Genomic DNA, 21,464 nt, shown 5'->3' with positions numbered 1-21,464 from the left:
GATGCCGTTATCACGTTTAATTATTAATGATTTTCGCAATATTGAAACGTGTGATATTCAATTATCTACCGGCTTTAATTTTGTTATCGGTCCTAATGGAAGTGGGAAAACCAGTGTCCTTGAAGCGATATACTTGCTCGGACACGGGCGTTCTTTTAAAAGCTCGTTAACAGGTCGAATTATTCGAAATAGCTGTGACGAGCTTTTTATTCATGGTCGATTTACTACGCCAGAACAGTTTGAATTGCCAATAGGCATAAATAAACAGAGAGATGGCACAACTGAAGTAAAAATAGGCGGAGAAAGTGGACAAAAACTGGCACAATTAGCCAAGGTTTTACCACTTCAACTTATTCACCCTGAGGGGTTTGAATTAGTTACCGATGGTCCTAAGTTTCGTCGTGCCTTTATTGATTGGGGAGTGTTTCACGTGGAACCTGCATTTTACGATGCATGGAGCCGGGTTAAACGGTTAACCAAACAACGAAATGCGTTATTAAAAACGGCACAAAGTTATCGAGAGTTGAGTTACTGGGATTTGGAACTTGCACAGCTAGCTGAGAAAATTGATCAGTGGCGAGTGGATTATATCAATCACATATCTGAAGCAACTCAACAAATATGTCAGGCATTCTTACCAGAATTCGACATAAAGCTGTCATACTACCGAGGTTGGGAGAGAGAGACTCCTTACGCGGAATTGCTTAAACGAAATTTTGAGCGAGATAAACAGCTGGGTTATACCGTCGGCGGCCCAAATAAAGCCGACTTACGAATTAAAGTTGCAGGCACTCCTGTTGAAGATGTGTTGTCCAGAGGTCAACTTAAGTTGATGGTATGCGCGTTACGATTAGCGCAAGGGCAGCATTTAACAGAAGCAACAGGAAAACAGTGCATCTATTTAATAGACGATTTTGCTTCTGAACTGGATAGTCACCGCCGTCAATTGTTAGCTCAATATTTGAAGCAGACAAAGGCTCAGGTGTTTATTAGTTCAATTACTGCTGAACAGATTGCAGATATGCATGATGAAGAAAGCAAGATGTTTGAGATAGAACATGGCAAAATAGCCCAAGGATAAAAACGCGAGAGTAACTCATGTCAGAAAATTATGATTCATCGAGTATTAAAGTACTAAAAGGTCTGGATGCAGTACGTAAGCGTCCGGGTATGTATATCGGCGACACCGACGACGGTACTGGTCTTCACCACATGGTGTTTGAGGTTGTCGATAACTCAATCGATGAAGCTCTTGCTGGTCACTGTAGCGACATCATAGTTACGATTCATGAAGATAACTCTGTTTCTGTAAGTGATGACGGTCGTGGTATACCAACTGAAATTCACGAAGAAGAAGGCGTATCTGCTGCAGAAGTTATCATGACGGTACTTCACGCTGGTGGTAAGTTTGATGATAACTCATACAAAGTATCGGGTGGCCTTCACGGTGTTGGTGTTTCAGTTGTAAACGCATTATCAGAGAAAGTTGAGCTGACGATTAATCGTAAAGGCGAAGTTTTCCAACAAATTTATTGTCATGGTGTTCCTCAAGCGCCATTAGCCGTTATTGGTACAACTGATACTACGGGTACTAAAATCCGTTTTTGGCCTAGTGATCAAACGTTCGCAAACATTGAATTTGTGTATGACATTCTAGCGAAACGCTTACGTGAGCTTTCTTTCTTAAACTCTGGCGTATCTATCCGTCTGCAAGACATGCGTGAAGAAGATAAATCTGATCACTTCATGTTTGAAGGTGGCATTAAAGCGTTTGTTACTCATTTGAACCGTAACAAAACACCAGTACATCAGAAAATATTTTATTTTGATGCCGAGCGTAAAGAAGACGGTATTGTTGTTGAAGTAGCGATGCAGTGGAATGACTCTTACCAAGAGAACATTTTCTGTTATACCAATAACATCCCACAACGCGATGGTGGTGCTCACTTATCTGGCTTCCGTTCTGCGTTAACGCGTACTTTGAACTCGTTCATGGACAAAGAAGGCTTTTCTAAGAAAGCAAAATCATCAGCGTCAGGTGATGATGCTCGTGAAGGCCTAACAGCCGTTGTTTCTGTTAAAGTGCCTGATCCTAAGTTTTCAAGCCAAACTAAAGACAAACTGGTTTCTTCAGAAGTGAAGTCTGCGGTTGAATCAGCAATGAATGAAAAATTAGCTGAATTCTTAGCGGAAAACCCAGGCGAAGCTAAAATGGTTTGTTCTAAAATCATTGATGCGGCTCGTGCTCGTGAAGCCGCTCGTAAGGCTCGTGAAATGACTCGTCGTAAAGGCGCGTTAGATATCGCAGGTCTTCCTGGTAAGCTTGCTGATTGTCAGGAAAAAGATCCTGCACAATCTGAACTATACATAGTGGAAGGGGACTCTGCTGGCGGTTCAGCCAAGCAGGGACGTAACCGTAAAAACCAAGCGATCCTTCCGCTTAAAGGTAAAATTCTAAACGTAGAAAAAGCACGTTTTGATAAAATGATCTCTTCTCAAGAGGTTGGTACGCTAATTACTGCATTAGGTTGTGGTATTGGTCGTGACGAATACAATCCGGATAAACTGCGTTACCACAACATTATCATCATGACCGATGCCGATGTCGATGGTTCTCACATCCGTACTCTACTTTTGACTTTCTTCTACCGTCAAATGCCTGAGCTGATTGAACGTGGCTACATCTACATTGCTCAACCACCACTTTACAAAGTGAAAAAAGGTAAACAAGAGCAATATCTTAAAGATGAAGAAGCGAAGGGTGAATACCAAATTACACAAGCGTTAGACAATGCGGCGTTATTTGTTAATCCAGATGAATCGATCTTTGGTCAAGAGCTTGAGAATTTAATTCGTACATACAATGGTGTGGTTAAATTAATTGAGCGCATGAGTCGTCGTTACCCATCAGCGCTATTGAATCGTTTGATTTATACGCCTCGTCTAACTCAAGATGAGTGTGCTAATGAAGCGACAGTTCAAGCATGGACTGAAGCATTAGTGACTGAACTTAACGAGCATGAAGTCGGTGCAAGCCAATACAACGCAGCTCTAGACTTTAACGAAGAGTTAAATATTCATCAGCCTAAGCTTGTTGTTCGTACTCACGGTGTTCAACACGAACACATATTAAGTGCCGATCTGCTTAACTCGAAAGAGTACGGTCGTATCGCTGATTTATCAGAAATGCTTAATGGTCTGATTGAAGAAGGCGCTTACGCACAACGTGGTGAGCGTAAGCAACCAGTAGAAACATTGGATGAAGCGATTGCATGGTTAATTAAAGACTCTAGTCGTGGCGTTTACTTACAACGTTACAAAGGTCTAGGTGAGATGAACCCTGAGCAGCTTTGGGAAACAACGATGGATCCTGATTCTCGCCGTATGATGCAAGTAACGATTAATGACGCAGTAAGTGCGGATGAGTTGTTTACTACGCTAATGGGTGATCATGTTGAGCCGCGTCGTAACTTCATTGAAGAAAACGCACTACGCGTTGCTAACTTAGACGTCTAAGCTGAGTAAATATTTGCTGTAATCACTAATTTCTGCGTCGAAGGTGCTCGCTTATATTCATAAGCTCCGCGCCTTCTCCTTGAACTAAGCGATTACAGCGGCAATTTATCTCAACTTAGAATTTAGAGTTATTAGAAAGCACTGCTGTTGGCGGTGCTTTTTTTTGTCTGAAATTTGGGGTTTATTTTTATTTATTGTTCAGAGGGTTAGCGGTATTTTTGGTTTAAATCGAAAAATAAATAGCCAGCATCTCTTGAAAGTAAACCCACTGAGCCGCATATCTAGTTATGAAGAGGATGCCGAAAGGGTCTTTTGAAAATGACTTGTCCAAAATGGAAAGTCTTATAATTTGATAGAGTCAACTAAGGACCCATGTTAGGGGTAGTTGTACTCACTATTGCTTAAAGTAAAGGATAGTATTATGCGTAATGTAGATTTCACTCCACTGTACCGTTCAGCAATTGGTTTTGATCGTCTTTTCAATCTAATGGAAAATAACACGGCAAAAACAAATGGCGGTTACCCTCCGTACAACATCGAGCAAAAATCAGAACATAACTACCGTATAACCATGGCGGTGGCGGGTTTTGCTGAAGAACAAATCGATTTAACTCAACACGAAAATATGCTGATTGTACGTGGTGAACGTCCTGACGCTGATGAAACAAAAACCTACTTATACCAAGGTATTGCAGAGCGTAACTTTGAGCGCAAATTCCAATTAGCGGATTACGTGAAAGTGGTGGGCGCAACCATGGAAAATGGTTTACTGCATGTTGATTTAGAACGTGAAATTCCAGAAGCGATGCAACCACGTAAGATTGCGATTAACGGCAATAATTTACTGGAAAGCTAATCGTAGCTTGGTAAAAATTTGAAATGAAGGCGCTGTGATAGCGCCTTTTTTGTATTTGTTATTCGCTCAACTATGAATTAATGACTCATCGCTTTTCCATCACCAATAAATGGCATCGGTAGGAGTGGTTAATTTAGCGATGACAAACAGAATTGTTGACTCCAAAGCGACAACTCATTACCTAAGTTGATTAGATCATCGTATTAATGCCCTATTGCTTTTCCATCATCAATAGATGGCATTTGTAAGCGCTATTTATTTTATGATGACAAACAGAATTGCTGATTACAAAGCAATAAGTCATGAGTACACAACTCACCGCTTTTTATTTACTCTGAATACGCCTTCAGCACTTCTTCTGCAATAATATCGATGCCTTTTTGCATCATGACTTCATCTTGTACATAGTTCATACGTAAACATTGATGAGCATGATCCCAGCTGTCATCTTGGCCAATAAAGAAATATTCCCCAGGGACAATTAAGACACCGCGAGCTTTCAAGCGTTTGTACAGTTCCATGGTTGTGATTGGCAGTTCATCAAACCATAGCCACAAGAAAATCGCGCCTTCAGGTTTATGAATACGGAAACGAGGATCGGTAATCGCCGTTTGTAGCATCTTCACGGCAGCTTGAGATTTATGACGGTAGAAGGGTTGAATTACGTCTTCACTTAAACGCAATAAATCACCCGACTCAATCATGTGCAGACCAATAGCAGGTCCCATACTTCCAGGCGCTAAACTGATAATGCCGTTTAAATTGGTCATCGCTTCCGTCATTTTCTCATTGGCAATCACAATGCCGCAGCGTAAGCCCGGTAAACCTAATTTAGAAAGGCTCATACATAGAATGGTGTTTTCATTCCAAAATGGCGTAACTTCTTCAAAGATAATGTTTGGGAAAGGGGTGCCATAAGCATTATCGAGAATTAATGGAATATTATTTTCACGCGCTAGTTTATCCAGCTTAATTACTTCATCATCAGTAATTACATTGCCTGTTGGATTTGTAGGGCGAGAAATACAGATAGCGCCAACAGAATCATCAACGTCAAGCTGACTAAAATCGACATGGTATTTAAACAAACCGTTGTCGAGCAATTCAATCTCTGGACGATAAGAAATGAAGCTATCAACTTCTAATTCAGAATCCGCATAACCAATGTATTCAGGCGCAAGAGGCAATAAAATTTTCTTTTTAGAGCCATCAGCATAAGTACCCGCTAATAAATTGAATAAGCTAAAAAATGCACTTTGAGAACCATTGGTTAGGCTGATATTTTTAGAGCTAATATCCCAACCGTAGGTTTCTTTAAGTAGGCTAGCTAGCGCTTTCACAAAGCTGTCTTTACCTTGTGGACCATCGTAATTGGCCATTGCTGCCACCAATTCACCTGAATCGAGCATTTTTTGTGAGGCGTCTTTAAAGTAGTCGAGCATGGCGGGAATGCCTGCTGGGTTACCGCCACCGAGCATGATTGCGCCTGGGGTGCGTAGGCCATCATTTAGGTCATCCATTAGTTGGGTGATCCCGCTGTAACGAGTAAATTTTTCGCCAAATTGAGTAAACTTCATTACGACTACCGTGATAATTAGAGAGTGGATGTACTGATTGTTTTAACAACATACCTCAACACCAAACAGAGATAAAGAGCCAAGATAAGCCCTTATTTCACTCCTTAGGCCGTAAACTGAAAGTGATTTTCCATAAAGTGCTTATTTTTGCTACTCCCAAAGGGGTCAGCGAGGTATACTTCTTGGTTATATTTATCAACCATCGCGCGAATTAAATTATGCAAAAATACGATATCAAAACCTTCCAGGGAATGATCCTCGCGCTGCAGGATTATTGGGCACAACAAGGTTGTACGATTGTACAGCCATTAGATATGGAAGTGGGTGCAGGTACATCTCATCCAATGACATGTCTGCGTGCACTTGGCCCAGAGCCAATGGCAACCGCTTATGTTCAACCATCTCGTCGTCCTACGGATGGCCGTTATGGTGAAAACCCTAACCGTCTGCAGCACTACTATCAATTTCAGGTAGCGTTAAAGCCTTCTCCAGATAATATTCAAGAGCTGTACTTAGGTTCTTTAGAAGTGCTTGGTATCGATCCGCTTGTTCATGATATTCGTTTCGTAGAAGACAACTGGGAAAACCCAACATTGGGCGCTTGGGGTCTAGGCTGGGAAATCTGGCTAAACGGCATGGAAGTAACGCAATTTACTTACTTCCAACAAGTGGGTGGTCTTGAGTGTAAACCTGTTACTGGTGAAATCACTTACGGTATCGAACGTCTTGCTATGTACATTCAAGAAGTAGATTCGGTTTACGATCTTGTGTGGAACCATGGCCCTCAAGGCGTAGTTACTTACGGTGATATTTTCCACCAAAATGAAGTAGAGCAATCGACTTACAACTTTGAACACGCAGACGTTGATTTCCTATTTGGATTCTTCGATCAGTGTGAAAAAGAATGTAAAGAATTGCTTGAGCTTGAAAAGCCATTACCGCTTCCAGCGTACGAGCGCATTCTAAAAGCAGGCCATGCATTCAACCTGTTAGATGCTCGTAAAGCGATCTCTGTAACAGAGCGTCAGCGTTATATTCTTCGTATTCGCAACCTAACTAAATCGGTTGCAGAAGCATACTACGCATCACGTGAAGCGCTAGGCTTCCCAATGTGTCGCTCTACTAAACCAACAGCGACAGAGGAGAAGTAATCATGGCGAAGAATTTTTTAATCGAACTTGGTACGGAAGAGCTTCCACCGAAAGCGCTTCGTTCATTAGCGGAAGCGTTTGCTGCAAATTTTGAAGCTGGCCTTAAAGCTGAAAGTTTAGATCACGAAGGCATCAAATGGTACGCAACACCTCGTCGTTTAGCGCTTAAAGTGTCTAAATTGGCTGAAGGTCAAGCTGATAAGGTTGTTGAAAAACGCGGCCCTGCTATTGCTGCTGCGTTTGATGCTGACGGTAATCCAACCAAAGCAGCTCAAGGTTGGGCTCGCGGTAATGGTATTACGGTTGAACAAGCTGAGCGTCTAAAAACAGACAAAGGCGAATGGCTACTTCATAAAGAAGCCGTGAAAGGCAAACCAGTACAAGAGCTTGTTGTTGAATTAGCAGCAAAAGCATTAGCTGGCTTACCAATTCCTAAAGCAATGCGTTGGGGTAACTCAGACATTCAATTTATTCGTCCGGTGAAAACACTGACAATCCTATTGGGTGAAGAATTGATTGAAGGCACTATCTTAGGTGTTGCTTCTGCTCGTACTCTTCGTGGACACCGTTTCATGGGTGAAAGCGAGTTTACGATTGATTCTGCTGACCAATACCCTGCGATCTTAGAAGAACGCGGCAAAGTAATGGCTGATTACGATGCGCGTAAAGCGATCATCCTTGCTGGTGCTAAAAAAGCAGCAGAAGCGGTGGGTGGTATTGCGGATCTAGAAGATGATTTGGTTGAAGAAGTAACGTCTTTGGTTGAATGGCCAGTGGTATTAACCGCTAAGTTTGAACAAGAGTTTTTGAATGTTCCTTCTGAAGCGTTGGTTTACACAATGAAGGGCGATCAAAAGTACTTCCCTGTGTACGACCAAGAGAAGAACCTACTTCCTAACTTCATCTTTGTTACTAACATCGAATCTAAAGAACCTCGTCATATTATCGAAGGTAATGAGAAAGTGGTTCGCCCACGTCTTGCTGATGCTGAATTCTTCTTCAATACAGACCGTAAGCGTCCGCTTATCGACCGTCTACCTGAATTAGAGCAAGCTATCTTCCAAAAGCAATTGGGCACAATCAAAGACAAAACAGACCGTATCACTGAGCTTGCAGGCTACATCGCTGAGCAAATCGGTGCGGATGTTGAGAAATCTCAGCGTGCTGGTCTTTTAGCTAAGTGTGACTTAATGACATCAATGGTATTTGAATTTACAGATACTCAAGGTGTTATGGGTATGCACTATGCAACTCACGATGGTGAAGATGCACAAGTCGCATTAGCACTTTACGAGCAATACATGCCTCGTTTCGCGGGTGATGATCTACCAAGTACGGATGTGTCTGCATCAGTAGCAATGGCTGATAAGTTAGATACGCTTGTGGGTATCTTCGGTATTGGTCAAGCTCCTAAAGGTTCTGATCCATTTGCACTTCGTCGTGCCGCGTTGGGTATCCTACGTATCATCGTTGAAAAAGGGTACAACTTAGATTTAGTTGACCTTGTTGCTAAAGCACAATCTTTGTTTGGCGATAAATTAACGAATGCAAACGTAGACACTGATGTGATTGATTTCATGTTAGGCCGTTTCCGTGCATGGTACCAAGATGAAGGTTTCAGCGTAGACATCATTCAAGCGGTACTTGCTCGTCGTCCGACTAAGCCTGCTGATTTTGATCAACGTGTTAAAGCGGTATCTCACTTCCGTGAATTAGATGCGGCTGAGTCTCTAGCGGCAGCGAATAAGCGTGTAGGTAATATCCTTGCGAAATTCGATGGCGAACTGGCTCAAGAAATCGATCTTGCTCTTCTTCAAGAAGACGCAGAGAAAGTATTGGCTGAGAAAGTAGAGATCCTAGCGGAAGCACTAGAGCCAGTATTTATGGCTGGTAATTATCAAGAAGCATTAAGCCGCCTAGCTGAGCTACGTGAGCCTGTCGATGCGTTCTTTGATGGTGTAATGGTAATGGCTGACGATGAAGCACTTAAGCTTAACCGTTTAACGTTACTGAATAAGCTACGTAACTTATTCTTAGATATTGCTGATATTTCTCTTCTTCAAAAATAGAAATTCATATATCTGATGAAATACCTCGCTATGGCGGGGTATTTTTTTGTCTAAATATCGTGTTTTCGAAAGTTAGAGGTTAATTATATTGATAACGGTGACTACAATTAGCACCTTCTCTTTTATTTAGGCTGCTTATTTCGATGAAACTATCTGTTTGTGCAACATTCATCTCCCTTTCTCTTATGGTTGGATGTCAAAGTAATTCATTACCATCTACGGATAATGCCCATACCCCAACAACCATTGAGACGACTTCATCGAGCCAAGATATTTATAAAGAGACAGTATGTCCTTCATTAGGAATACAGCCAGTAACTGTGACGGTTTCTGAACTATGGCCTGAAGGCGAAGTGGTTACTGATGCTTACACCGGCAATATTGCTCAGGTAAAAAATGGGCAAATAACCTTAACCCCAAGTCGCCATAGTGGTGGTTTACTCTTATTAGAATCAAGATCCGTGTCGGAATCAAAAGTAGAGAAGGTTGATTTCGATTGGCAGAGCGCCACGTTTTATCATATCGTCACTGATCGTTTTTATAATGGTAATAGTTGGAATGATCACAGTTATGGCCGCCAAAGTTCAGAACAAGGTTTTAAAGGGGGAGATATTGCAGGGCTAACCCAAAAGTTAGATTATTTAGCTGAATTGGGCGTCGATGTTCTTTGGATTTCGACACCATTGGAACAAATTCATGGCTGGCTTCCGAGTAAAGATGGTAATACGCCAGAATACCCATATGCAGGCGGGGCAACGTTAGATTGGACTCAACTTGATACCAACATGGGTAGCGAGCAGGAAATGCAAACTTTTATTGATTCAGCACACCAACTGGGTATGCGAGTCGTGTGGAGTATTGATACTAAACCTTCTCAACCAAGCCTTTCTGATTTACAGCAATTGAACATTCAACTTCAAGATAAGAGTGTTTTACCAAGTTATTGGAATGACTGGCAGCCCAAAGAGGGTCAGAATTTAACGAATTATCTTGATGCCTTTAAAGATGAAAATGGTCAGATCCCACAATGGTGGTCATCTGATTGGTTTAGTTCAAACAGTGAAGGGTATATATCCACACCAGAGTTTTTCATAAATAAACCGATGACGAGTGTCGCTCAAGTTAGCAAAACTAAAGAAGACTTATTAACTCAATGGGTGAGTACATGGGTCGCTAAATTTGGCGTTGATGGTGTCGTGCTATCTGATTCAAGCTCTCAACTAGCAAGTAAAATTAAGAGTGGAGGAACGAGTGCGTTTGAATTATGGAAAAAACATAATCAATATAAAGTCTTAGAAGCATCTTCTTTTTTTGTTATGGCGCTAGATAGTCCTCAATTTTCAGTGGAAATGATAGCTCCTCAACAGGGGGAGGAAGTGTGTTTTAGTCAGTTGGCTCATTCTTCTTCTATAGCGAAAGAGGTTCCAACGATGAGTGCTATTAACTGGTTTGAAGAAAGAGGGTTAAGGGATTTTTCTGCGAGTAATGACGCTCAATATAAAGATGCCGCGTCGGCCTTGTTACTATCTAAGGGTGGTATCGCTGTTTGGTATGGTGATGAAAGTGCAAAATCGGGTGATGCGTATAGTTTTATGAATTGGAGTGAGATAACAGGAAGCCGTTTATCTTTGCAATCTCATTGGAAGAAATTATTAGCCTTCAGAACCAATCATTCGTCCATCTCACAAGGTGAGTATCAAGTGGTAAAAAAAGAGCCTTATTATGCCTTCATACGTAAGAATGAATCAGATAAAGTGATGATCGTTTATACGGGGGAGTAAGACGTTAAAGCTGAACCTTTAGTGTAATCAAAGTTTAATATTATCAGAATAAGAGTGTGATACTAGACACATAGGTTTTGATGTAGAGGTGATAATCTATAGTTAGAATTTAGTTGTATTGGTCGATGTTTCTTAAAGGAAGGAGCGTATCATGACTCGTTTTTTAGCTATATCACCCCAAAGTCAATGCTACTTATTTACGGTAGCATTAGCGCTTAATTTACTCGGAATGGTATTAACTGATATGTGGGTAGCGATGGTGGTTGGAGCCATAGTAACCACAGCCTTGTCTGTCGATGCTTGGGTTCGAGTTCACTATATCTTACCGATGAAAAAAGAAATGCGTAATTTGCAGCATGAAATTGAAGCTATCCAAAAGCAAGTGCGAGATATCAGTACACAAACTCAATAGTGACTCATTTATAATGAACATTAATATAAAGGCGACCACATTGGTCGCCTTTATTTATTTTGAAAGCCCTTTGCGGATTAAGAACCGATAAGGAAGAGAATTTGTATCTTCAGCTATAAGCTCATGGTCCATAAAGCGGCAAAAGCTTGGGATATCACGAGTTGTTGACGGGTCATCGGCTTTAATTAACAAGGTATCGCCATCTTGCATCTGTCGGATTGTTTTTCTAACCATCATGACAGGCTCTGGGCAGCGTAATCCTTCCGCTTCTAGTGTTTGTGTGGCTGTATCAAAATTGATGGTCATGGTTACATCTCTGTTACGTTGAAAGACGACAAGGATCATACTGCGGTAAAAAAAATAATCAATACGCGTTGGCAAAGAACTTAAAAGGGAGTAACTTTATTATTAACAACAGATTAACATAAGTTCTTAACTTGTTGTTTTAGATGTTCAAAAAACAGAAGGATCAACATTATGCTTACTCAAATAGATCGCCTAACTATTTATTGTATTCTTTGTTTTGTTACGATTTGTTCGTTAGTTCTAAGTACGCCAGAAAATATTAACCTCTTTCCTTTAATTAGCCTTGCTTCTGTGATGCTCGCACTTACGATCGAATTAAAAACATGGTCAGAAACGGAAGCAGAAGAACAAGATTATTAACCTAGAATTCATAAAATAAGATATCACACACTTTCCAGCTTTCCCGTCTCTTTATCATTCTTAACCTCAAATTAAGAAGTGAATAAATTGCGGGATTTTTTTTATTAAAAAAACCGTTACACTAATAAAAACCGGTCAGGTTATTTCAAACATAGGTTTAGATAATGGAATTAGAAGAAGTTTATCGCCGTGATTTAAATTTACTCATCGCATTAAAAGTATTGTTAGAAGAAAACAGTGTAAGCCAAGCGGCGATCCGATTGAATTTGAGCCAATCGGCAATGAGTCGTGTGTTGGGTCGACTGCGTGATTTACTTGGTGACCCATTATTTACTCGTCAGGGACAGCATTTAGTTCCCACACAAAAAGCATTGGAAATTAATGCTCAAATTAATCAACCGTTAGAGTCGCTTCGCCAACTGCTAACTCCAAGTGACTTTACACCGATGCATTGCGATCAGCATTTTTTGATTGCGACCACTGACTACGCAATGCAAACCATTTTACCTTATGCGCTCCCTAAGATTTATGAGCAAGCACCGAATATTTCATTGGAATTTACTTCTCTAAATCATGAGAATTTGTTTAAACAACTCAGTACTGAAAAGGTGGATATGGCGATCTGCCGTCCGATAGGATCTGTGTCTCCATTAAAACAGGACGTGTTAGGTCAAGTTGGAGTGCTGTGCTTACTTTCAAAAAATCATCCGCTTTCAGGATCTCGTTTAACCTTAGATGATTACTTATCGTTGCCTCACGCAATGATTGCAATTAGTGATGGTGTAAAAGCGTTATTAGATAGTGCATTGCTAGGTCAAAGAGAAAGAAGACAGGTCTTGAGGGCGTATCATTTAGAAGCGGCATTAGCGATCGTTGATAAAATGCCTTTGGTGATCACCGTCCCCGCCGATCTTGCTTATTTAATGGCTGATCGTTATGACTTAGTGATTAAACCTTTACCGTTTGAATTTACCCCGTTTGATTATTCTTTAATTTGGCATTCTCGTTGTGATTCTTCACCAGCTCAAACCTGGCTTCGACGCGTAGTAAAAGAAGAGTGCGGTAAGTTAATTGAAAAGCGTATCGAAGATATTGGGTTTGTTTAATTTATTGTTGTTTAGATAAGAAAAAAGGCAGCGATTAGGCTGCCTTGGTTTACTGATGTTTTCACATTAATACTAAGCTAGGTAGGGCTTAGTATTAAATTATTTTAGTGGGTAATACTAAATTTTAATTACCACACGACCCGTAATTTGGCCATTAGTAATATCTTCCGCTGCTTGAATCGCATCGTCTAATGCTACTTCTTTTGTTGCTTGAGCGTAGAACGACTCAGGTAGAAGTTCAGCCAATTGTTCCCATGCTTTGATGCGTTTTTCACGAGGACACATCACTGAATCTACACCTTGTAGGCGAACATTACGTAGAATGAATGGCATTACCGTTGTTGGTAAATCAAAGCCACCCGCAAGACCACATATTGCTACTGCGCCGTTGTAATCAATTTGCGCTAAGACTTTAGCCAGTACCTTGCTACCAACGGTATCAATTGCGCCAGCCCATAGTTGTTTTTCTAATGGTTTTGCTGGTTCTTCTAGTTCACTACGCTCAACAATGCGTGATGCACCTAGTGATTTAAGCAGTTCACCATTTGAAGAAGCTCGGCCTGTTACCGCTGCAACTTTATAACCAAGTTGATTAAGAAGAGTGATAGATACGCTACCTACACCACCGCTTGCGCCAGTGACTAGGATCTCGCCATCTTCTGGTTTGATCCCTGCATCAACAATCGCTTGAACACATAACATAGCGGTGAAGCCAGCAGTACCAATCGACATTACTTTTTTAGCATCTAAGCCTTTTGGCATAGGCACTAACCAGTCACCATTTAGGCTTGCTTTTTCAGCCATGCCGCCCCAATGACCTTCACCAACACCCCAACCAGTAAGAACAACGTCATCACCGGCTTTATAACGAGGATCATCTGATTGAGATACAACACCGGCTAAATCAATACCAGGTACCATAGGGAAGTTACGAACAATGCGCCCTTTACCAGTAATCGCTAAGCCATCTTTGTAGTTTAAAGAAGAATAACTTACATCAATTTTCACATTGCCTTCAGGAAGTTGAGATTCATCGATCTCAGTAATTGCAGCAATAGTGTTTCTTTCTTCTTGATTTAAAACGAGTGCTTTAAACATAATAAACTCCAATAATATTAAATAGAGAATCAAACTGCGTATTTGATTGATGAGTTAAGTATAGGCTTGTAGTTTTCAGAAAAAAAATGATACTTAAACATGGAAACTATGCATTTTGTGCATAGTTCATTGTATGAAATAAAATCGAAAAGAGTAAATAAGATCTTTACTTTTTTTTGGATCGTGTTATTTTGCTCACTTGCTCTGATGTACAGAGTTATTAATACAAGCAATAAGTACAAGTCAAACCCTCAGAAAAATATCTTCGAAAAAGCTATTATCTCCGTGTTTCATTTCACTTTTCCAATCATTAATAATTGAACATTTCAGCAGATCGTTAGCAACGAATAAGCCTAACTGGATCTATTTATAATGTAATATGACCGTGTGCTATCGAAGTTGTGAAATGCGTTGGCTTTATACCTAATATCGTTATTAGGCTACCTGCTTAATTTTAAATTAAGTAGATGGAAAAGGTAAAGAACGTACAACTTCTCTATGTATAAATTACATAAGATAAATATCTCTTCTCAGGCTAAACAAGCGCATCGTATTGATGCATGTTTATACTAAAGTTAAGAAGGATATCTCATGTCTAAATCAACAGGCAGAAAGCGTTTTTGGTTCCACCAAGCGCGTGATACAAAAATCATCTCAAAAAAATAAGATGATAAAAGCGATACCAAATTAGGTATCAACTCGAAAAAAGTCGCCCAAGAAGGCGACTTTTTTAGTTTCTAGCGTTTGAATAATGACTTATTCAGATTGTATGTTTTTTAAGGTCGTTCAAATACCGTAGCGATACCCTGGCCTAAACCTATACACATTGTAGCTACACCAAGTTTAGCGCCTGTACGCTCCATGTTATTGATTAATGTGGTGGAAATACGAGATCCTGAACAGCCAAGTGGGTGACCTAAGGCAATTGCTCCACCATTCAAGTTAACCTTCTCCTCCATGACATCAAGTAAACCTAAATCTTTAATACAAGGTAAAGATTGAGCAGCAAACGCTTCATTCAATTCAAACAAATCAATCTCATCAATCGATAAACCTGCTCGCTTTAGTGCTTTATGGGTAGCAGGAACTGGCCCGTAACCCATGATGGAAGGATCGCATCCAGATACTGCCATTGAACGAACTTTAGCCCGAATGGTTAAGCCTAATTCGTTGGCTTTTTCTTCACTCATTATTAGCATTGCTGATGCGCCATCTGATAATGCAGATGAGGTGCCCGCAGTTACGGTGCCATTCGCAGGATCGAACGCAGGACGAAGCGCGGCTAACCCTTCTAGTGTGGTTTCAGGGCGAATGACTTCATCGTGTTTTACCAAGGTGAGTGCACCATTTTCATCGTGACCTTCAATCGGTAAAATTTCAGAGTCGAAGTGACCTTCAATCGTTGCTCTATGTGCTTTTTGGTGTGAAGCAAGCGCAAAAGCATCTTGTTGTTCACGAGTAATGCCGTGCATTTTTCCTAGCATTTCAGCGGTTAATCCCATCATGCCAGAGGCTTTGGCTACACTCTTTGATAATCCTGAGTGAAAGTCGACACCATGATTCATTGGAACATGTCCCATGTGCTCAACACCGCCAATAATACAAATGTCTGCATCACCCACCATGATGGCGCGAGAGGCATCATGCAGTGCTTGCATAGATGAGCCACATAAACGGTTAACTGTGGTTGCTGCGATAGATTTTGGTAATCCCGCGAGTAAAGAGGCATTACGTGCAATATTGAAGCCTTGCTCCAACGTTTGTTGAACACAGCCCCAATAAATATCCTCAATTTGAGTTGGATCGACTTTTGGGTTTCGTTCGAGTAAGCCCTTCATTAAATGTGCAGATAAATCTTCCGCACGAGTATGACGAAATACGCCATTTTTAGAACGTCCCATCGGCGTACGAATACAATCAACAATAACGACATTTTTCATGATAAATTCTTCCTTAAACCGATGCAGATGATGCTTTAGGCGCTGGGTAATAACATTCGCCAGCCGCTGCTTTTTGTTTAATGCTTTCTGGTACTTGGTAAACAGCACCTAATTGCTCAAACTCTTTTGTCATTTCTAAATAGGTTGGTAACCCAATAGAATCAAGATAACGGAACACACCTCCTTTAAATGGAGGGAAGCCTAGGCCGTAAACAAGTGCCATGTCAGCCTCTGCTGGTGAGGCAATAATGCCTTCATCCAAACAACGAATAACCTCATTTATCATTGGGATCATCATTCGAGCACTGATTTGCTCTGAGGTATAAGGTTGAGTTGTGTCTGTTACTGTTGCGATGATTGAGTGAGTGTTTTCATCCACATTTTTCTTTGGTTTACCTTTTCTATCTACGGCATAAGCATAGAATCCAGTGCCATTTTTCTGGCCATAGCGATTTTCATCAAACATCGCATCAATTACATCACGACCGTTTTTAGCCATGCGTTCAGGGAACCCTTGTGCCATCACTGCTTGAGCATGATGAGCCGTATCAATACCAACCACATCAAGTAAGTAAGCAGGTCCCATTGGCCAGCCAAATTCTTTTTCCATTACTTTATCTATTTGTTGGTAATCTCCGCCGTCACGAAGTAATAAACTAAAGCCCGCAAAATAAGGGAAAAGAACACGATTTACAAAGAAGCCTGGACAGTCATTAACAACAATAGGGGTTTTACCCATTTGAGAGGCGTAAGCAACGACACGATCAATGGTTTGTTGTGACGTTTTTTCACCACGGATAACTTCGACAAGCGGCATACGATGCACAGGGTTGAAGAAATGCATACCACAGAAATTTTCAGGACGTTTTAGTGATTTTGCTAATAGTGAAATTGGAATAGTTGAAGTATTCGACGCTAAGATCGCATTTTCGTTAACTTCATTTTCAACTTCCGCTAATACTGCCGCTTTAATTGTTGGATTTTCAACAACCGCTTCAACAATAACGTCTTTGCTATCTATACCACCGTAGTTTAAAGAGGGAGTAATAGAAGAGAGTACCTGAGCCATTTTCAAACCAGATAAACGCCCACGCTCTAACTGCTTATTCAGTAGTTTAGAGGCTTCATTCATACCTAAATCTAACGACGGTTGAGCAATGTCTTTCATTAAAACAGGTACGCCCTTTGATGCCGATTGATAAGCGATACCACCGCCCATGATCCCGGCACCTAAAACCGCAGCACTTGTTACGGGTTCACTATTTTTAATTGCTTGTTTTGCTTTACTCTTAACGAATTGATCGTTTAAGAAAATACCAACCAATGATTTTGCTACTTCGGTGCGAGTTAGAGCAACAAAGTTTTTGTTCTCAATCGCCAGTGCTTCATCGCGGTTCATTCCGGCGGTTTGCTCGATTGATTTAACCGCGGTGATTGGCGCAGGGTAATGTTTACCTGCCATTTTCATTATCATGCCTTTAGCGACATTAAATGACATTGCGGCTTCTAATGGGGATAGCTGTAATGGCGATTTCTTTTGTTCACGACGTTGTTGCCAATTCAATTCACCTGCAATTGCTTGCTTAAGCATAGAAATAGACGCGTCTATCAAGGTTTCACGTGAAACAACCCCATCAACCATGCCTAATGCAAGCGCATCTTTTGCTCGTTTAGGTTTCCCCGTTGTGATCACTTCCATTGCAGGATCGGCACCGATTAAGCGAGGTAAACGAACAGAGCCACCCCAACCAGGCATAATGCCAAGCTGTGTTTCTGGTAAACCGATGGATGCGGTTTCATCTGCTAAGCGGAAATCGGTAGCAAGGACACATTCACAACCACCGCCTAGAGCAAAGCCGGTAATCGCCGTTAGTGTTGGTACGGGGAGGTCTTCTAGTTTATTAAAGATAACGTTGGCTTGATGAAGCCAATCGCTTAGTTCTTCTGGTGGAATATCAAACAACCCTAGAAACTCAGTAATATCCGCCCCCACAATAAAAGCACTTTTTCCTGATGAAACCAGGAGGGCTTGTAAATCCTCTTGTTTATAAAGCGCATCAATAGCTTCGCCAAGAGAATGTACGGTGGCAAGGTTGAGCTTATTCACATTGCCTGTCGCATTAAACACTAGGTGAGCAATGCCTGATTCGATGTAGTCTACAGAGAGGTTTTCACCTTGATAAATCATTTTCTATCTCCATGAAATAAGAACCAGATCCGAGTATTCGTTATTATGATAATCTGGTTTGACCAGTTAATAGTGATGCTAAAGTAAACAGATATCAAATTAAATTTAACATTTTGTTTACGTTTATATTGTTTGATCACAAATTTACTTTCTTCGTTTGGCGAATAAATTCAGCTTAGAAAGCGTAAATGTCATTAGAAGTGATACACTTTAAAGTTCCATTTTTACTAACAGTGTAGTCTATGAGTGATCAACCATATCAAGTACCAAAAGCGATGGCGGTATTTGAAGAAGAGATCAAAAAGAGTGTCTTTATTACCTACCTCGCTAGAACGGCATCAATTGATGAAGCCAAAGCGTTTGTCGCTGAAATAAAAACAAAGCATTCTGATGCAAGGCATAACTGTTGGGGATTTGTTGCAGGAAGGCCTGAAGATTCTATGAAATGGGGTTTTAGCGATGATGGTGAACCATCAGGTACTGCAGGCAAACCAATACTTGCTCAACTCAGTGGCAGTGGTATTGGGGAAATCACCGCAGTGGTGACTCGCTACTCTGGTGGGATAAAGCTAGGAACGGGTGGTCTTGTTAAAGCGTATGGTGGTGGAGTTCAGCAAGCTCTTAAATTGATAGAAACAGAAGAAAAACGCATTACAACTCATATTATTTTGCATTGTGACTATAACTTAGTGAGTTTGGTCGAAACATTATTGCACCAATATGAAGGACAACAGGTGGCAGCGGATTATAGTGATAAGGTTGTAATGACATTAGAACTAGAGAAACGTGTCATTACTGAATTTCAAACCGCGGTGATTAATAAAAGCGGTGCCAAAATTGAATTTCCAACAGAGTAATTCAATTCATATAAACCATTAGAATGCGAGTGACGCAAAGCGTTAAATAAATCATGCAGTTTCGTTCAATTATTCGAATCGTGGGTACATTACTCGCGGTTTTTAGTTTTTTCATGTTAGCCCCAGCTCTTGTCGCGTTTATTTATCGTGATGGTGCGGGTGTGCCTTTTGTTATTACCTTTTTTTTATTATTAGCAGGAGGTGGTGCACTTTGGTTCCCTAACCGTGAACATAAACAAGAGTTAAAATCTCGAGATGGCTTTCTCATCGTGGTTTTGTTTTGGATGGTAATCGGTAGTGCTGGTGCGCTTCCATTTTTGCTATCAGGAACACCTGATATTTCGATAACCAATGCCTTTTTTGAATCATTTTCTGGGTTAACGACAACAGGTGCTACGGTTCTTACGGGATTAGACCATTTGCCAAAAGCGATTCTATTTTATCGCCAGCTTCTTCAATGGTTTGGTGGTATGGGGATCATCGTTTTAGCGGTGGCAATTTTACCAGTGTTGGGTATTGGTGGTATGCAGCTGTATCGAGCTGAGATCCCTGGGCCGGTTAAAGATTCCAAAATGACGCCACGAATTGCAGAAACCGCAAAAGTACTTTGGTATATATATCTTACTTTAACCATTGCGTGTGCTTTGGCATTTTGGGCAGCAGGAATGGATTGGTTTGATGCCATCTCTCACAGCTTTTCAACGATAGCTATTGGTGGTTTCTCTACTTATGATGCGAGTATGGGGCATTTTAATAGTCCTATAATTAACGCTATCACGGTGGTCTTTTTACTTATTTCTGCCTGTAATTTCTCATTGCACTTTGCTGCATTCGCCTCCGGCGGTGTTCATCCTAAATATTATTGGAAAGACCCTGAGTTTAGAGCGTTTATTTTTATCCAAGTATTATTGTTTTTAGTTACTTTCTTATTGTTACTAAAGCACAGTACTTATGACTCAATTGGTGCTGCGGCAGATCAAGCTTTGTTCCAGACGGTATCAATTTCAACGACGGCAGGTTTTACGACAACCAGTTTTTCTGAGTGGCCATTGTTTTTACCTGTTTTATTGCTGTTTTCTTCGTTCATTGGTGGTTGTGCTGGGTCAACCGGTGGCGGGATGAAGGTTATCCGTATATTGTTACTTTCTCTGCAGGGGATGCGTGAACTAAAGCGCCTTATTCACCCAAGAGCTATTTTTACGATTAAGATTGGGACAAAAGCCTTACCTCAACGAGTGGTTGATGCAGTGTGGGGGTTTTTCTCTGCTTATGCATTGGTGTTCGTTGTTTGTATGCTGGCATTAATTGCGACTGGCATTGATGAATTAACCGCGTTTTCAGCGGTTGCTGCAACACTAAATAACTTAGGTCCGGGGTTGGGGGAGGTTGCGGTGCATTTTGGAGAGGTAAATGATTCAGCAAAATGGATTTTAATTATCTCAATGCTATTTGGTCGTTTGGAAGTTTTTACCTTACTTATTTTGTTTACGCCGACGTTTTGGCGTAGTTAGTTTTTAGTATTAGAAAGATAAAAGGGTTTACTGTGGAAAGAGTATTACTTCTTCACTCAAGTCGTGAAGGTCAAACCATTAAGATATTGGATTATATTGCGACTAAGTTAGGGAGTGATGTCCAATGTGAATTAGTGGATTTACATCAGCCGTTAACGGTTTCGTTTTCAGATTATGATCGTGTTGTGATTGGTGCTTCTATCCGTTACGGTCACTTGAATAAGAAGTTGTATCAATTTATCTCTCAACATCAAGTGGCTTTGGAGCAAGCGAAGTCTGCATTTTTTATTGTGAATCTGACTGCTCGTAAAGAGGGTAAAGATACCCCAGAAACCAGTGCGTATTTTAAGAAGTTTTTATTGAAGTCTTCTTGGGTGCCTGCTTTGCAAGATACGTTTGCTGGTGCGTTATTTTACCCTCGTTATAATTTCTTTGATCGTTTTATGATTCAACTCATCATGAGAATGACGGGGGGGGAGACGGATCCAACTAAAGAAGTTGAATATACGAACTGGAAACGAGTCGATCAATTTGTTGATAAGATAAAACACGATTAAATTCTATTCGTTTTCGGAATAATAGTGCGATAGAAGTAGAATTTTTGTTTTAAATTCATATTTTTAGCGTTCAAAGTGTAGATTTTATTGTGGAAGTCATTACAATAGCACGCACAACAGGGGTGTAGCTCCAACTGGCAGAGCAGCGGATTCCAAATCCGCGTGTTGGGAGTTCGAAT

The 21,464-nt window shown here is 40.8% G+C and carries 17 protein-coding genes; 12 read left to right on the top strand and 5 right to left on the bottom strand.

The genetic code is table 11. The features are described 5' to 3' along the window. Window position 1 precedes the first annotated feature (1 nt). From recF to ibpA, 3 genes are all read left to right on the top strand, one after another. Window positions 2–1,081: a DNA replication/repair protein RecF gene (gene recF, locus A6E03_RS17265; RefSeq protein WP_065594543.1), complete on the top strand. Its 1,080-nt coding sequence runs from the start codon at window positions 2–4 to the stop codon at window positions 1,079–1,081. A 17-nt stretch (window positions 1,082–1,098) separates the two neighbouring features. After that, a complete protein-coding gene (gyrB, locus tag A6E03_RS17260; RefSeq protein ID WP_065594542.1) occupies window positions 1,099–3,516 on the top strand; it encodes a DNA topoisomerase (ATP-hydrolyzing) subunit B in 2,418 nt (805 codons plus the stop codon). Window positions 3,517–3,937: 421 nt separating this feature from the next. Next, the gene (ibpA, locus tag A6E03_RS17255; protein ID WP_023604444.1) at window positions 3,938–4,372 is read left to right on the top strand and encodes a small heat shock chaperone IbpA; all 435 of its coding nucleotides are present in this window, start codon (window positions 3,938–3,940) and stop codon (window positions 4,370–4,372) included. A gap of 329 nt (window positions 4,373–4,701) precedes the next feature. Here ibpA and A6E03_RS17250 read toward each other — a convergent pair whose 3' ends face one another. Continuing rightward, window positions 4,702–5,949, bottom strand: a complete 1,248-nt coding sequence (locus A6E03_RS17250) for a valine--pyruvate transaminase (RefSeq protein ID WP_065601394.1) — start codon at window positions 5,947–5,949, stop codon at window positions 4,702–4,704. Window positions 5,950–6,167: 218 nt separating this feature from the next. On the opposite strand from A6E03_RS17250, the gene glyQ reads away from it, so the two are divergent. The 4 genes from glyQ (at window position 6,168) to A6E03_RS17230 (ending at window position 11,362) form a co-directional block, all read left to right on the top strand. Further along, window positions 6,168–7,100 carry a glycine--tRNA ligase subunit alpha gene (gene glyQ, locus A6E03_RS17245; RefSeq protein WP_023604442.1) on the top strand — a complete coding sequence of 311 codons (933 nt, stop codon included), beginning with the start codon at window positions 6,168–6,170 and terminating at the stop codon, window positions 7,098–7,100. A 2-nt stretch (window positions 7,101–7,102) separates the two neighbouring features. After that, window positions 7,103–9,169: a glycine--tRNA ligase subunit beta gene (gene glyS / locus A6E03_RS17240; protein ID WP_065594539.1), complete on the top strand. Its 2,067-nt coding sequence runs from the start codon at window positions 7,103–7,105 to the stop codon at window positions 9,167–9,169. 143 nt (window positions 9,170–9,312) lie between these two features. After that, window positions 9,313–10,950 carry an alpha-amylase gene (locus A6E03_RS17235; protein WP_065601393.1) on the top strand — a complete coding sequence of 546 codons (1,638 nt, stop codon included), beginning with the start codon at window positions 9,313–9,315 and terminating at the stop codon, window positions 10,948–10,950. A 151-nt stretch (window positions 10,951–11,101) separates the two neighbouring features. Beyond that, a complete protein-coding gene (locus tag A6E03_RS17230; protein WP_065594537.1) occupies window positions 11,102–11,362 on the top strand; it encodes a hypothetical protein in 261 nt (86 codons plus the stop codon). 54 nt (window positions 11,363–11,416) lie between these two features. Here A6E03_RS17230 and tusA read toward each other — a convergent pair whose 3' ends face one another. Further along, on the bottom strand, window positions 11,417–11,668 hold the full coding sequence (gene tusA / locus A6E03_RS17225; RefSeq protein ID WP_065594536.1) for a sulfurtransferase TusA: 252 nt from the start codon (window positions 11,666–11,668) through the stop codon (window positions 11,417–11,419). Between the two features lie 171 nt (window positions 11,669–11,839). Here tusA and A6E03_RS17220 point away from each other — a divergent pair, with 171 nt between their 5' ends. Together A6E03_RS17220 and A6E03_RS17215 are read left to right on the top strand one after the other, a co-directional pair. Next, entirely contained in the window at window positions 11,840–12,028 is a 189-nt protein-coding gene (locus tag A6E03_RS17220) for a hypothetical protein (protein WP_065594535.1), read from the top strand. A gap of 164 nt (window positions 12,029–12,192) precedes the next feature. Continuing rightward, window positions 12,193–13,134: a LysR family transcriptional regulator gene (locus tag A6E03_RS17215; RefSeq protein WP_065594534.1), complete on the top strand. Its 942-nt coding sequence runs from the start codon at window positions 12,193–12,195 to the stop codon at window positions 13,132–13,134. 117 nt (window positions 13,135–13,251) lie between these two features. On the opposite strand, the gene A6E03_RS17210 is transcribed toward A6E03_RS17215, so the two are convergent. The 3 genes from A6E03_RS17210 to fadB form a co-directional block, all read right to left on the bottom strand. Continuing rightward, window positions 13,252–14,232 (bottom strand): MDR family oxidoreductase, encoded by a 981-nt coding sequence (locus A6E03_RS17210; RefSeq protein WP_065601392.1) that lies wholly within the window; start codon window positions 14,230–14,232, stop codon window positions 13,252–13,254. A 776-nt stretch (window positions 14,233–15,008) separates the two neighbouring features. Next, the gene (fadA, locus tag A6E03_RS17205) at window positions 15,009–16,172 is read right to left on the bottom strand and encodes an acetyl-CoA C-acyltransferase FadA (protein WP_065594532.1); all 1,164 of its coding nucleotides are present in this window, start codon (window positions 16,170–16,172) and stop codon (window positions 15,009–15,011) included. A gap of 13 nt (window positions 16,173–16,185) precedes the next feature. Further along, window positions 16,186–18,360, bottom strand: coding sequence for a fatty acid oxidation complex subunit alpha FadB (gene fadB, locus A6E03_RS17200; protein WP_065601391.1), 2,175 nt, complete (start codon window positions 18,358–18,360; stop codon window positions 16,186–16,188). A 242-nt stretch (window positions 18,361–18,602) separates the two neighbouring features. Here fadB and A6E03_RS17195 point away from each other — a divergent pair, with 242 nt between their 5' ends. From A6E03_RS17195 to hemG, 3 genes are read left to right on the top strand one after another with little or no spacing between them, the layout of a single operon-like run. After that, window positions 18,603–19,217, top strand: coding sequence for a YigZ family protein (locus A6E03_RS17195; RefSeq protein ID WP_065594530.1), 615 nt, complete (start codon window positions 18,603–18,605; stop codon window positions 19,215–19,217). A 53-nt stretch (window positions 19,218–19,270) separates the two neighbouring features. Further along, a complete protein-coding gene (locus A6E03_RS17190) occupies window positions 19,271–20,728 on the top strand; it encodes a TrkH family potassium uptake protein (RefSeq protein ID WP_065594529.1) in 1,458 nt (485 codons plus the stop codon). A 32-nt stretch (window positions 20,729–20,760) separates the two neighbouring features. Then, complete coding sequence (hemG, locus tag A6E03_RS17185) at window positions 20,761–21,285, top strand: menaquinone-dependent protoporphyrinogen IX dehydrogenase (RefSeq protein ID WP_065594528.1); 525 nt, start codon at window positions 20,761–20,763, stop codon at window positions 21,283–21,285. Window positions 21,286–21,464 lie beyond the last annotated feature (179 nt).

The sequence above is a fragment of the Aliivibrio sp. 1S128 genome (genome assembly GCF_001691065.1).
Lineage (GTDB): Bacteria > Pseudomonadota > Gammaproteobacteria > Enterobacterales > Vibrionaceae > Aliivibrio.
Note: the sequence above shows the minus strand (reverse complement) of the source record. Positions and strands in the feature narration are given on the sequence as shown.

What these genes read in the sequence shown, in the direction of transcription:
- A6E03_RS17230 (WP_065594537.1), top strand. Translation starts at nt 11,102, where the DNA reads ATGACTCGTTTTTTAGCTATATCACCCCAAAGTCAATGCTACTTATTT.
- A6E03_RS17250 (WP_065601394.1), bottom strand. Translation starts at nt 5,949, where the DNA reads ATGAAGTTTACTCAATTTGGCGAAAAATTTACTCGTTACAGCGGGATC.
- recF (WP_065594543.1), top strand. Translation starts at nt 2, where the DNA reads ATGCCGTTATCACGTTTAATTATTAATGATTTTCGCAATATTGAAACG.
- fadB (WP_065601391.1), bottom strand. Translation starts at nt 18,360, where the DNA reads ATGATTTATCAAGGTGAAAACCTCTCTGTAGACTACATCGAATCAGGC.
- A6E03_RS17215 (WP_065594534.1), top strand. Translation starts at nt 12,193, where the DNA reads ATGGAATTAGAAGAAGTTTATCGCCGTGATTTAAATTTACTCATCGCA.
- A6E03_RS17220 (WP_065594535.1), top strand. Translation starts at nt 11,840, where the DNA reads ATGCTTACTCAAATAGATCGCCTAACTATTTATTGTATTCTTTGTTTT.
- A6E03_RS17195 (WP_065594530.1), top strand. Translation starts at nt 18,603, where the DNA reads ATGAGTGATCAACCATATCAAGTACCAAAAGCGATGGCGGTATTTGAA.
- fadA (WP_065594532.1), bottom strand. Translation starts at nt 16,172, where the DNA reads ATGAAAAATGTCGTTATTGTTGATTGTATTCGTACGCCGATGGGACGT.
- tusA (WP_065594536.1), bottom strand. Translation starts at nt 11,668, where the DNA reads ATGACCATCAATTTTGATACAGCCACACAAACACTAGAAGCGGAAGGA.
- A6E03_RS17235 (WP_065601393.1), top strand. Translation starts at nt 9,313, where the DNA reads ATGAAACTATCTGTTTGTGCAACATTCATCTCCCTTTCTCTTATGGTT.
- A6E03_RS17210 (WP_065601392.1), bottom strand. Translation starts at nt 14,232, where the DNA reads ATGTTTAAAGCACTCGTTTTAAATCAAGAAGAAAGAAACACTATTGCT.
- glyS (WP_065594539.1), top strand. Translation starts at nt 7,103, where the DNA reads ATGGCGAAGAATTTTTTAATCGAACTTGGTACGGAAGAGCTTCCACCG.
- glyQ (WP_023604442.1), top strand. Translation starts at nt 6,168, where the DNA reads ATGCAAAAATACGATATCAAAACCTTCCAGGGAATGATCCTCGCGCTG.
- A6E03_RS17190 (WP_065594529.1), top strand. Translation starts at nt 19,271, where the DNA reads ATGCAGTTTCGTTCAATTATTCGAATCGTGGGTACATTACTCGCGGTT.
- gyrB (WP_065594542.1), top strand. Translation starts at nt 1,099, where the DNA reads ATGTCAGAAAATTATGATTCATCGAGTATTAAAGTACTAAAAGGTCTG.
- ibpA (WP_023604444.1), top strand. Translation starts at nt 3,938, where the DNA reads ATGCGTAATGTAGATTTCACTCCACTGTACCGTTCAGCAATTGGTTTT.